Origin of the sequence: Aquitalea sp. ASV11 (assembly GCF_016429185.1) — a bacterium.
GTDB lineage: Bacteria > Pseudomonadota > Gammaproteobacteria > Burkholderiales > Chromobacteriaceae > Aquitalea > Aquitalea pelogenes.
This window is the reverse complement of the sequence record NZ_JAELUD010000008.1, coordinates 55,867-68,094: the sequence shown is the minus strand read 5'-3', so window position 1 is coordinate 68,094 and position 12,228 is coordinate 55,867. Positions and strand designations below refer to the sequence as shown.

The following is a 12,228-nucleotide window of genomic DNA, read 5'->3' as shown; positions in this document are numbered from 1 at the left end:
GGTATTCTTTTTTCGTGCAGCCTTGCTGCCCAGGTGTGAAATATGGTTTCCGTAGTGCGTTCGATGGCCGATACCCTGGCCGATGCAGCCGACCCGAAACGGTGGCTGGAACAGATGTCCGCAGCCCTGCCCGAGGCCGAAGCCAGCCTGCTGGCACGTGCCTTTGAAGCCGCGCGCGAGCTGTATCGCGGCAAGGGGCTGGTGAGCACCGGCGAGGACCTGTTCAGCCATGCGGTGTCCGCCGCGGCCATTGTGGCCGACCTTAACCTGCTGACCGACGCCATTGTCGCCACCCTGTTGTTTGCCGTGCCGGACCACAAGCCCGACTGGCAAGGATGGATGACCGAGAATTTCGGCCAGACTGTCACCGTGCTGGTGGATGGGGTGGGCGGTGTGCGCCGCATTACCGAGCTGGCGCGCATCGACAAGCTGGAAACCCCGGAAGAACGTGCCCGCCAGGCGGAAACCATGCGCAAGATGCTGCTGGCCATGGTGGCGGACATCCGCGTGGTGCTGATCAAGCTGGCCTGGCGTACCCAGACCATGCATTACCTGCCCCATGTGCATGACGAAGCAGTGCGGCGCGCCATCGCTACCGAAACGTTGGACCTGTTTGCCCCGCTGGCCAACCGCCTGGGTGTGTGGCAGATCAAGTGGGAGCTGGAAGACCTGGGCTTTCGCCATACCGAACCGGACAGCTACAAGAAAATTGCCAAGTTGCTGGACGAGCGCCGGCTGGAGCGCATCGATTACATCGACCGGGTGCTTGACACCCTGCGCTCCGAGCTCAAGGCCGCCGGGGTCAAGGCCGAAGTAGCCGGGCGGCCCAAGCACATCTTCTCCATCTGGAAGAAGATGAAAAAGAAAAAGCTCGACTTTACCGAGCTGTACGACATCCGCGCCGTGCGCATCCTGGTGGAAAAACTGCCGGACTGCTACACCGCGCTGGGCATCATCCACGGCATGTGGCAGCCGATTCCGGGCGAGTTCGACGACTACATTTCCCACCCCAAGGCCAATAATTACCGCAGCCTGCACACCGCGGTGATCGGGCCGGAGGACAAGGCGCTGGAGGTGCAGATCCGCACCTTCGAAATGCACGAACATGCCGAATTCGGCGTGGCCGCGCACTGGCGCTACAAGGAAGGTGGCAAGGGCGATGCGCAGTACGAGGAAAAGATTTCCTGGCTGCGCCAACTGCTGGACTGGCGCGAGGAAATGTCTGACCGCGAAGGCCTGGCCGAAGCCTTCAAGACCGAGCTGTTCTCCGACACCATCTATGTACTGACCCCTCAGGGCCGGGTGCTGGCGCTGCCGCATGGTGCCACGCCCATCGACTTTGCCTACGCCATTCACACCGGCCTGGGCAACCGCTGCCGGGGTGCCAAGGTGGAAGGGCAGATCGTGCCCCTGTCTACCCCGCTGCAAAACGGCCAGCGGGTGGAAGTGTTGACCGCCAAGGAAGGCGGACCTTCCGTCAACTGGCTGCACGATGGCTGGGTGAAAAGCCACCGCGCCATCTCCAAGATCCGCCAGTACATCCGCATGCAGAATGCGGACACGGTGCGCGAAACCGGCAAGCAATTGTTTGAGCGCGAGCTGGCCCGCCACCCACATCAACAACCCAATCTCACCCTGCTGGCGGAAAAACTGGGTTACGCCAAGCTGGACGAAGTGTACGGCGCCATGGGACATGGCGAACTCAGCGTCCGTGCGGTCGCCAATGCCATTGCCAGCTTTGCCCCGCCGCCACCGGCGGATGTGGAGCCGGAAAGCATCATCCGCGCCAGCAAGGGCGGCCATGACGCGGGCGGCATCCTGATCGAAGGGGTGGACAACCTGATGACGGTACTGGCCAAGTGCTGCAAGCCGGCACCGCCGGATGCCGTGGTCGGTTTCGTCACCAAGGGCCGTGGCATCTCCATTCACCGCACCAATTGCCTCACGCTCAAGCGCCTGTCGGCCGATGTGCCGGAGCGGCTGATTGCCGCCGGCTGGGGCGATCAGAAAAGCAGCGTGTTCCCGATTGATATCGAGGTGGTGTCGCTGGATCGTGGCGGTTTGCTGCGCGATATTTCCGATGTGCTGTCCCGCGAAAAGCTCAACCTGATTGCGGTGCATACCCTGTCGCGTGATATGCGTGCCAAGATGCGCTTCACCGTGGAAGTGCGCCAGGTACAGGACATCAGCCGCGTGCTGGCGCGCATGATGGAGCTGCCGGGCGTCACCGATGCGCGCCGGGTGTAAGCACTGGTCATGAGCGAGCCGTTTTGCGGTACCAAAGCAGCGCTGTTTTATCAGGACAGCCTGCTGGTGTATCTGCGCGATGACAAACCGGGGCTGCCCTTTGCTGCCTGCTGGGATTTTCCCGGCGGCGGGCGGGAGGGGCAGGAAAGCCCGTTTGCCTGCCTGCAACGCGAAACGCGGGAAGAATTCGGCATCCTGTTACAGCCAGCCCAAATCGTCTGGCAGCGCAGCTATCCCAGCTGGCACCGGCCCGGCGCGCAAAGCGTGTTCATGGCAGGCAGGCTGGAAACTTCCCAGGCTGAGTCCATCCGCTTTGGCGACGAAGGCCAATACTGGTGCTGGATGAAACCCGGGGATTATCTGGCACAAAGCGCAGCGGTTCCCTATCTGCAGCAACGCTTGCAGGACTATCTGCAGGCAGCGGCAATACTTACGTAATAAATGCCGGATGGCTCTCATGCCAGTTGACAGTACGGTCATTGCCGATTGATTTCAATTGAAGATATTTCCATAATCGCTCCTCTGAATCTGTCGGCCATCGCCAGCCATGCAGATGACAACCAAGCAGGAATCCCATGTCAGAACTCATTACTGCCGCGCGTCGCGCCCTGTCCATGATGGACCTCACCTCTCTGAACGATGACGATACCGATGCGAGCATCGTTGCCCTGTGCCAGCAAGCCAGCAGTAGTGCAGGTACGGTGGCGGCAGTCTGCGTCTATCCCCGTTTTGTTGCACTGGCGCGCCGCACGCTGGATGAGCTGGGCCTGCAACAAGTCAAGGTGGCCACTGTCAGCAACTTCCCGGCTGGTGGCGATGACATTGCGCTGGCTGTCGCCGAAACCGCAGCGGCCATCGCAGACGGTGCTGACGAGGTGGATGTGGTGTTTCCGTACCGTGCCTTGCTGGCAGGCAATGCCGAAGTCGGGGCCGCGCTGGTGGCGGCCTGCAAGGAAGCCTGCGGCGACAAGCTGCTCAAGGTCATCATCGAAAGCGGCGAACTGAAAGAACCGGCCCTGATCCGCGAGGCCAGCCTGATTGCCATCGCCGCCGGGGCCGACTTCATCAAGACCTCCACCGGTAAAGTGGCAGTGAATGCCACGCTGGATGCCGCAGGCATCATGCTGGCCGCCATCCGCTCCACCGGTACACGGTGCGGCTTCAAGGCTGCGGGCGGTGTACGCACGGCTGCCGAAGCCGCCGAATATATCGATCTGGCCGAACACCTGCTGGGCGAGCACTGGGTCACAGCGGAGCATTTCCGCTTTGGTGCCTCCAGCCTGCTGGCCAATCTGCAGGCAGAAATCAGCGGCGGGGCGGCCACCGCCGGTGGCGCTTACTGAGCCACGCCACCGCAATCAGCTGCATGCAGGCCGAAGCCCGTCTTCGGCCTTGTCTATTGGCAGGGCGGTCGGCCTTGCCCACCCAGCAGGAGAAACCCATGTTTTTACCGCAGGAAGTCATCCGCAAGAAGCGCGACGGCCAGACGCTGTCGGCCGAGGAAATCGGCCAGTTCGTGGCCGGGATCACCGATGACAGCGTGGCCGACAGCCAGATAGCCGCCCTCGCCATGGCGGTGTATTTCCAGGGCATGGAGCTGTCGGAAAATGTTGAACTGGCCATGGCCATGCGTGATTCCGGCCGTTGCCTGCGCTGGGACGACCTGCACCTGCCAGGACCCGTGCTGGACAAGCACTCCACCGGTGGGGTGGGCGATGTGGTGTCGCTGATGCTGGGGCCGCTGATTGCCGCCTGTGGTGGCTTTGTGCCGATGATTTCCGGCCGTGGTCTGGGTCATACCGGCGGCACGCTGGACAAGCTGTCTGCCATCCCAGGCTACAACCCCTTTCCCACGCCGGAACGCCTGCGTCAGGTGGTGCGCGAAGTCGGCGTGGCCATCATCGGCCAGACCAGCGATCTGGCCCCGGCAGACCGGCGCTTTTACGCCACGCGAGACATCACGGCCACGGTGGAATCCATTGCGCTGATCACGGCATCCATCCTGTCCAAGAAACTGGCCGCCGGGCTGGATGTACTGGTGATGGACGTCAAGGCCGGCAGCGGTGCCTTCATGCCCACCATGGCACAGTCCATTGCGCTGGCCGAACGCATTGTCCATGTCGGCAATGGCGCCGGGGTCAGCACCCGCGCCCTCATCACCGACATGAGCCAGCCGCTGGCCAGCAACGCCGGTAACAGCCTGGAAACCCTGGAAGCCATCCGCTACCTGCGTGGCGAGGCCGCCAACCCGCGCCTGCATGCCGTTACCATGGCGCTGTGCAGTGAAATGCTGCTGGCCAGCGGCCTGGCCAAGGATGCGGTGGAGGCCGGGCAGCGGCTACAAAACGCACTGGACTCCGGCCGCGCCGCCGAAATTTTCGGCCGTATGGTATGTGCGCTGGGTGGCCCGGCCGACCTGCTGGAGCAGCCGGAACGCCATCTGGCTGCAGCACCGCTGGTACGCCCGGTCTATGCTGAGCATGGCGGCTTTGTCAGCGCCATGGATACCCGCGCACTGGGCATGGCCGTGTGCGCCTTGGGCGGTGGTCGTCGTCAGGCCAGCGACCAGCTGGACTACCGTGTCGGACTGAGTGGCTTTGCCGAACTGGGTGCCGAACTGATGCCGGACACCCCCTTGCTGTTCATCCATGCCGCCGACACCGCCAGTGCCGACGAAGCCGAACGCCGGGTGCGCGAGGCCATTCATCTCGCGCCACAAGCACCCGCAGCACTGCCGCTGGTGTATCAGACCATCCGCCAGCTGGCACAGGAGCCATCGCAATGAAACGCGCCATCATTCTGATACTGGATTCGCTGGGCATCGGGGCGGCAGCCGATGCGCCACTGTTCGGTGATGCAGGCAGCAACACCTTGGGCCATATCGCCATGGAAGCCGCTGCCGGCCGTGCCGACAAGGGGCGCAGCGGTCCCTTGCAACTGCCCAATCTGTCCCGCATGGGACTGGGTCATGCCTGCCAGCTGTCCTCCGGTTATTTCCCGGAAGGCATGGAACAGGTGGCACCGATCGCGGCCTACGGTTATGCCCGCGAACTGTCCAGCGGCAAGGACACGCCATCCGGCCATTGGGAAATCGCCGGTGTGCCGGTGTTGTTTGACTGGGGTTATTTCACCGACAAGGACAACAGTTTTCCTCCTGCCTTGCTGGAGGAGATTGTCAGCAAGGCAGGTTTGCCGGGCTTTCTGGGCAATTGCCATGCGTCGGGTACGGAAATTCTCGACCGCTTGGGTGAAGAGCACCTGCGCACCGGCAAGCCCATTTTCTATACTTCGGCCGATTCGGTATTCCAGATTGCCTGCCACGAAGAAACCTTCGGGCTGGAGCGCTTGTACCAGCTGTGCCAGATCACCCGCGAAGCGCTGGAGCCTTACAATATCGGCCGCGTCATTGCCCGTCCGTTTCTTGGAGAGGGCAAGGGCGGCTTTGTGCGCACCGGCAATCGCAAGGACCTGGCACTGCCGCCGCCCGCTGCCACCGTGCTGCAAAAGCTGGCCGACGCCGGCGGGCAGGTGGTGTCCATCGGCAAGATTGCCGATATCTATGCCCATGTCGGCATTACCGAACAGCACAAGGCCACCGGTTTCGACCAGATCTGGGATGCCACGCTGGCGGCCATGCACAACACGCAACAGCGCGCCATCATCATGGCCAACTTCGTCGATTTCGACTCCAGCTACGGCCATCGGCGCGATATCGCTGGTTACGCCCGGGCGCTGGAAGAGTTCGACCGCCGCCTGCCCGAAGTCATCGACGCCTTGCAGCCGGACGATATCCTGATTCTGTCGGCCGATCATGGCTGCGACCCTACCTGGTCCGGCACGGATCACACGCGCGAGCATATTCCGGTGCTGTGTTATGGCCATGGCGTGCCCGCCGGTTCCATTGGCACGCGCAGCACTTTTGCCGACATCGGCCAGAGCGTGGCGCGTCATCTGGGCCTGCCTGCCATGGACTACGGGTCTTCCTTTCTGAACTGAGCACGCCACACAAGGAGAAGCATAATGGCTACCCCGCATATCAATGCCCAGAAGGGCGATTTTGCCGAAACCGTGCTGATGCCCGGCGACCCGCTGCGCGCCAGAATGATTGCCGAAACCTTTTTGCAGGATGCCCGCGAAGTCACCAGCGTGCGCAATATGCTGGGCTACACCGGCAACTACCAGGGCAAGCGTCTGTCGGTGATGGCCCACGGCATGGGCATCCCCTCTGCCAGCATCTACACCACCGAGCTGATCCAGCACTACGGGGTGAAAAACATCATCCGTGTCGGCTCCTGCGGTGCAGTGACCGCCAAAACCCAGCTGCGCGAGTTGTACATCGCCATGGGTGCCTGTACCGACAGCAAGGTCAACCGCATGCGGTTCAATAATCATGACTTTGCCGCCATTGCCGATTACACCCTGCTGCGTACCGCCATGGACGCCGCCCAGCAACTGGGACGTACCGTCAATGTGGGCAATGTGTTTTCCGCCGACCTGTTCTACGGCGTGGAACCCACCATGCTGGAAGTGCTGGAGCGGATGAACGTGCAAGTCATCGAAATGGAGCTGGCCGGCATTTACAGCGTGGCTGCGCAATACGGTGCGCGTGCGCTGGGCATTCTGACGGTTTCCGACATCATCCCGACCGGCGAAGCCACCAGTGCCGAAGAGCGGCAAACCACCTTCCGCGAGATGATGGAGCTGGCGCTGGAGACGGCAATCCGCTTGTAGCAACATGCTGCCATGCAGCAGCGTGGTTTCGCTAAAACGAGCTCAGCTACTGCTGCCCTGCTGCTGCAAAGCAGGTTTTCTGAATGCCAATCAGGATGGCAAGCAAGTTATCTGTCTGATTTGTTGTTTAATATCAGTGGTTTGCTGATGTGTTGCAGTTGGCGCACTATTTTTAGTGCAGTGCACAAAAAATACTTGCCAAACCAGGGGGTGGTCCTGATAATGAAACCTGCATCAGGACGTGGCATGCAATGTGTGCGTTTTGGTGTTGTCTCCTCCATCCTCCTTCTTTTAGGTGGAACTTGGCGCAATCAACATGGATTGCGCTTTTTTTTTGCCCGGCGCATGCCCGGCTGCCGGCAATCAAGTATTCTCTCGTCCATATGGCGTTTTTCTGCCCGGTTGTGGCAAAAAAGACCGCTTTCCCGTCCCGTTTCAGCATTGTCATTTGCTTTGTTACACAATGGTTTGACAGTGGGAAGGGCACTGCATTAGAATCCGTAACTTTCAAGAATTACGATGGAAGAGTTCCATGAAGACCTTTTCTGCCAAGCCGCATGAGGTTAAGCGCGAGTGGTTCGTGGTCGACGCCGAAGACAAGGTGCTGGGTCGCCTCGCCGCCGAAATCGCTCACCGCCTGCGTGGCAAGCACAAGCCGGAATACACTCCGCACGTTGATACCGGTGACTACATTGTTGTAGTCAACGTTGACAAACTGCGTGTTACTGGTACCAAAGCGCTGGACAAGAAGTACTACCGTCACTCCGGTTACCCGGGCGGTATCTACGAACGCAACTTCACCGAACTGCAAAACCAGTTCCCGGAACGCGTTCTGGAAAAAGCCGTTAAAGGCATGCTGCCGAAGGGTCCGCTGGGCTACGCCATGATCAAGAAGCTCAAGGTGTACGCTGGTACCGAACATCCGCACACTGCCCAGCAGCCCAAAGTGCTGGAATTTCGTTTTTAAGGCATAGAGAATGAACGGTAAATACTACTACGGCACCGGCCGTCGCAAGAGCTCCGTAGCTCGCGTGTTCATGCAAAAGGGTAGCGGTCAGATCATCGTTAACGGCAAGCCGGTTGACGAATACTTCTCCCGCGAAACCGGTCGCATGGTTATCCGCCAGCCGCTGGTTCTGACCGAAAACACCGAATCCTTCGACATCAAGGTTAATGTTGTCGGTGGTGGTGAAACTGGTCAGGCAGGTGCTATCCGTCACGGTATCACCCGCGCTCTGATCGACTTCGACGCAGTTCTGAAGCCGGCTCTGTCCGCTGCAGGCTACGTAACCCGCGATGCGCGTGAAGTTGAACGTAAAAAGGTCGGCCTGCGCAAAGCTCGCCGCGCCAAGCAGTTCTCCAAGCGTTAATCGCCTGGTGCTGTTTATGCAAAAGCCGCCTTCGGGCGGCTTTTTCTTTTGCTGTTGGCTGTCTTTCTTCCCCACCGCATTGCTTCTTCCTGTCATTGCCATCTTGCTTGCCCAAGTCGAAACAGTACCGCTGGTACTTGCTTGCGGTCGTTGTTTCTTTACCTGAAATAATACCCTATTCATATTAATGTCTTTAAGCTGTCATTTAAATTGATTAGTTTACAAAGAAAATGGCAGTAAGTTTAACGGGTTTACCCTGGTGAATAGTCGGTGTATGGTGGCCCCCTTTTGTCTTTTGGCCCACGTCGTCCGGTGGGCAGGTAGTAGCCCGGTAAGGCTGCCGCCACGATGCAGATCAACAGGAAATCCAGATGTCTTTGAAGCAACGCCTGCTCGCCTTTGTCGCTCTACTGTTAGTGATTGTCATCACCCTTCTGGCCTTATTGTCTTATCAGCGCATGCGGGCGGAAATCATCGTCGGGGTGCGCCACGAGCTGGACGCTGCCATGCTGGGAAACCGCAGTGCGCTGGCCAACTGGCTGGGGCAGCGCAAGGATGCGGTGGAGGCCACGGCGACATCGCTGCTGGATACTGGTGACATCCTGCCCCAATTGCAGGAAGGCAAGACAGCAGGCCGCTTCGACCAGCTGTTTGCCGGTTATGCCGACAAACGCATGATTTACCAGCTGGCCGACAAGCATGCCCCGGAAGGTTACGACCCGACTTCCCGTCCCTGGTACAAGCAGGCGGCCAGTGCCGGCGGCAGCATCGTGACCGAGCCTTATGTGTTTGCCAGCACCAAGAAGCTGGGTGTGACCGTGGCTCATCCCTTGCTGCGCAACCAGCAGTTGCTGGGTGTGGTGGGCGGCGACATTTCGCTGGAAGGCATCATCAGCCTGGTGCAGGGCATCAAGCTGCGTGGCGATGGCTACGCATTCCTGGCCACCCGCAGTGGCAAGATCGTGGCGCACCCTGCTGCCGACAGTACGCTCAAGCCGGTGGCGGAGGTAATGCCAGGTCTGGATGCAGCCCTGCTGCAGCAGGCCGATGCCGGCAGCAAGCTGGAGGAGCTGCAAATCGGTGGCCGCACGGTATATCTGCAACTGTCGCCGGTGCCCGGTTCTGACTGGGTGCTGGGCAGCGTGGTGGACAAGGACGTCATCCTGGCGCCGTTGCAGGGCTTGCTGATTACGCTGGTGGTGGCCGGTGTGCTGTGTGGTGTGCTTGCCATCGCACTGGCACAGCTGGTACTCACCCGCCTGCTGCGCGGACTGATGCGCTTGCGTGATGCCTTGCTGGAGATTTCCAGCGGCCATGCTGACCTTACCCACCAGCTGCATGTCGGACAGCAGGATGAAATCGGCCAGACCGCGGAAGCATTCAACCGCTTTGTGGCAAGCCTGCGCCGCATGTTCATTGATGTGCGCGAGCATGCGATTGCACTCAATGGCGAACTGGACAGTCTGCAACAGGTCACCCACACCGTTGCGCGCCAGTCCGAGCGGCAGTCGGAGGTATCCAGCGCTGCGGCTGCCACCATCGAGCAGATCACCGTCAGCATCAATCACATTGCCGACAATGCCGCGATGGCTGAACAGGCGGCCAGTGAGACCGGCACCACCTCGGCCCATTCCGCCCAGGCGGTCAGCCGTCTGGCCGACGATATTGCCAATATCGCCGAGGAAGTAGGGCATTTGGGGACGGCACTGAATGCGCTGGGTGAACGTTCCGGGCAGATGAATACCATTATCGGTGTGATCCGTGATATTGCCGACCAAACCAACCTGCTAGCCCTAAATGCCGCCATCGAGGCCGCACGCGCCGGCGAGGCTGGCCGCGGCTTTGCCGTGGTGGCCGATGAAGTGCGCAAGCTGGCTGAGCGCACCGCCAAGGCGACCGTGGAAATCGGCCAGCTTATCGATGCCACCCATGGTGACATCCATACCGCACTGGACGACATGGCAGATACCCAGCGTTCGGTGGCCAGTGGCGTGGCAGCGTCGCGTACGGTGGCGCAGGACATGTCCGGCATTCAGGGGCGGATTGCCGAGGTTGTGGCAGGTATTCACGATATTGCCGATTCAACGCGTGAGCAGTCGGTGGCCACTACGGAAATGGCACGCGCCTCCGAGCAGGCCAACCGCGCTACCATCGAAACCGATCAGGCGGTGCAAGGTGCCATGCAAACCGTCAGCCAGCTGCACAAGCTGTCGGCCGATTTGCAAGCCATGGTGGCCCAGTTCCGCCTGTAAGCCTCGGGCCTGTGTGACGCAGGCCCGATCACGGTTGCATCGTCTCGGCCTAGTCCTTAGACTGTCGCTTTTGCGACGTTTATTTACACAAGGAAGTACAGCATGATCAAGGTGGGCATCGTCGGCGGTACCGGTTACACCGGTGTCGAACTGTTGCGTCTTCTGGCCGGGCATCCCGGTGCCGAGGTGGTGGCCGTTACCTCGCGCAAGGAAGCAGGCATGAAAGTGGCCGAGATGTTCCCCAGCCTGCGCGGTCGCGTGGATGTGGCCTTCTCCACCCCGGATGAAACCCCGCTGGAGCAGTGCGATGTGGTGTTTTTTGCCACCCCGCACGGCGTGGCCATGGCCCAGGCGCGTGAACTGCTGGCAGCCGGCGTCAAGGTCATCGACCTGGCGGCGGATTTCCGTCTGAAAGACCCTGCCGTATTCCAGCAATGGTATGCCATGGAGCACAGCTGCACCGACCTGCTGGCCGAAGCGGTATACGGCCTGCCGGAGGTGAACCGCGATGCCATCCGCCAGGCACGTCTGGTTGGCATGGCGGGGTGCTATCCCACTTCGGTCCAGTTGGGCCTGCTGCCGCTGCTGGAAGGCGGCAAACAGCTGATCGACACCCAGACGCTGATTGCCGACTGCAAGTCCGGTGTATCCGGTGCCGGTCGCAAGGCCGAGGTTGGCGCGCTGCTGGCCGAAGCCGGTGACAACTTCAAGGCCTATGCCGTGAAGGGTCATCGTCATTCGCCGGAAATCGAGCAGGGCTTGTCCGCCATTCATGGTGGCCCGGTCAAGCTGACCTTCGTACCGCACCTGACCCCGATGATTCGTGGCATCCATTCCACCATCTACGCCCGCATCAAGCCCGAAGCGCTGGATACCGATTTCCAGACCCTGTTCGAGCAGCGCTATGCCGGTGAGCATTTCGTCGACGTGCTGCCGGCCGGTAGTCACCCGGAAACCCGCAGCGTGCGTGGTTCCAACACCGTGCGCATTGCCGTGCATCGTCCGGGCAACGGTGATCTGCTGATCATCCTGGTGGTGGAAGACAATCTGGTGAAAGGCGCATCCGGTCAGGCGGTGCAAACCATGAACCTGATGTTCGGCCAGCCGGAAAACGCCGGTCTGGACATTGTTCCGCTGCTGCCGTGATGCAGGAATGATTGAATATTGGCCATTCGCCCTGATATCCGACTAAAATAGTAGGTGAATGGCTGCGAGGCCGAAATCGATTTGCGAGGTGAACCATGTCCGAGACTACCGAAATGCCGACCCCGATCAACTTTACCGACAGCGCCTGCAACAAGGTGCTGGACCTGATCGCGGAAGAGGGCAATCCTGACCTGAAACTGCGTGTGTTCGTGACTGGTGGTGGCTGCTCCGGCTTCCAGTACGGTTTTACATTTGACGAAATCGCCAATGAGGACGATACCGCTATAGAGAGAGACGGTGTCACTTTCCTGGTCGACCCGATGAGCTACCAGTATCTGGTGGGTGCGGAGATCGACTATCAGGAAAGCCTGGAAGGCTCCCAGTTTGTCATTCGTAACCCGAATGCCACCACCACCTGCGGTTGTGGTTCTTCCTTCTCGGTGTAAACCGGCGGGCAGACAAACAGGAGTAGAATGAAAACC

Annotated in this window: 12 protein-coding genes; all 12 read left to right on the top strand. The window is 60.3% G+C overall.

Features of this window, described 5'->3' with window-relative positions:
- The first annotated feature begins 42 nt into the window (after positions 1-42).
- The 12 genes from JHD62_RS04720 (at position 43) to erpA (ending at position 12,192) form a co-directional block, all read left to right on the top strand.
- Positions 43-2,247, top strand: coding sequence for a bifunctional (p)ppGpp synthetase/guanosine-3',5'-bis(diphosphate) 3'-pyrophosphohydrolase (locus JHD62_RS04720; RefSeq protein WP_199101974.1), 2,205 nt, complete (start codon positions 43-45; stop codon positions 2,245-2,247).
- A gap of 9 nt (positions 2,248-2,256) precedes the next feature.
- Positions 2,257-2,685: an NUDIX hydrolase gene (locus JHD62_RS04715; RefSeq protein ID WP_199101973.1), complete on the top strand. Its 429-nt coding sequence runs from the start codon at positions 2,257-2,259 to the stop codon at positions 2,683-2,685.
- Positions 2,686-2,822: 137 nt separating this feature from the next.
- A complete protein-coding gene (deoC, locus tag JHD62_RS04710) occupies positions 2,823-3,590 on the top strand; it encodes a deoxyribose-phosphate aldolase (protein ID WP_199101972.1) in 768 nt (255 codons plus the stop codon).
- A 98-nt stretch (positions 3,591-3,688) separates the two neighbouring features.
- The gene (gene deoA, locus JHD62_RS04705) at positions 3,689-5,032 is read left to right on the top strand and encodes a thymidine phosphorylase (RefSeq protein WP_199101971.1); all 1,344 of its coding nucleotides are present in this window, start codon (positions 3,689-3,691) and stop codon (positions 5,030-5,032) included.
- Positions 5,029-6,243 carry a phosphopentomutase gene (locus JHD62_RS04700; RefSeq protein WP_199101970.1) on the top strand — a complete coding sequence of 405 codons (1,215 nt, stop codon included), beginning with the start codon at positions 5,029-5,031 and terminating at the stop codon, positions 6,241-6,243. Before deoA ends, JHD62_RS04700 begins: the two co-directional genes overlap by 4 nt.
- Positions 6,244-6,267: 24 nt before the next feature.
- A complete protein-coding gene (deoD, locus tag JHD62_RS04695) occupies positions 6,268-6,978 on the top strand; it encodes a purine-nucleoside phosphorylase (RefSeq protein ID WP_199101969.1) in 711 nt (236 codons plus the stop codon).
- Between the two features lie 12 nt (positions 6,979-6,990).
- Entirely contained in the window at positions 6,991-7,473 is a 483-nt protein-coding gene (locus JHD62_RS04690; RefSeq protein ID WP_199101968.1) for a hypothetical protein, read from the top strand.
- A 37-nt stretch (positions 7,474-7,510) separates the two neighbouring features.
- Positions 7,511-7,945: a 50S ribosomal protein L13 gene (gene rplM / locus JHD62_RS04685; protein WP_045846621.1), complete on the top strand. Its 435-nt coding sequence runs from the start codon at positions 7,511-7,513 to the stop codon at positions 7,943-7,945.
- Between the two features lie 10 nt (positions 7,946-7,955).
- The gene (gene rpsI / locus JHD62_RS04680; protein ID WP_045846620.1) at positions 7,956-8,348 is read left to right on the top strand and encodes a 30S ribosomal protein S9; all 393 of its coding nucleotides are present in this window, start codon (positions 7,956-7,958) and stop codon (positions 8,346-8,348) included.
- A gap of 371 nt (positions 8,349-8,719) precedes the next feature.
- Positions 8,720-10,600 carry a methyl-accepting chemotaxis protein gene (locus tag JHD62_RS04675; RefSeq protein ID WP_199101967.1) on the top strand — a complete coding sequence of 627 codons (1,881 nt, stop codon included), beginning with the start codon at positions 8,720-8,722 and terminating at the stop codon, positions 10,598-10,600.
- 102 nt (positions 10,601-10,702) lie between these two features.
- On the top strand, positions 10,703-11,746 hold the full coding sequence (argC, locus tag JHD62_RS04670; RefSeq protein WP_199101966.1) for an N-acetyl-gamma-glutamyl-phosphate reductase: 1,044 nt from the start codon (positions 10,703-10,705) through the stop codon (positions 11,744-11,746).
- A 95-nt stretch (positions 11,747-11,841) separates the two neighbouring features.
- Positions 11,842-12,192, top strand: a complete 351-nt coding sequence (gene erpA / locus JHD62_RS04665) for an iron-sulfur cluster insertion protein ErpA (protein WP_159874944.1) — start codon at positions 11,842-11,844, stop codon at positions 12,190-12,192.
- The last annotated feature ends 36 nt before the right edge of the window (positions 12,193-12,228 follow it).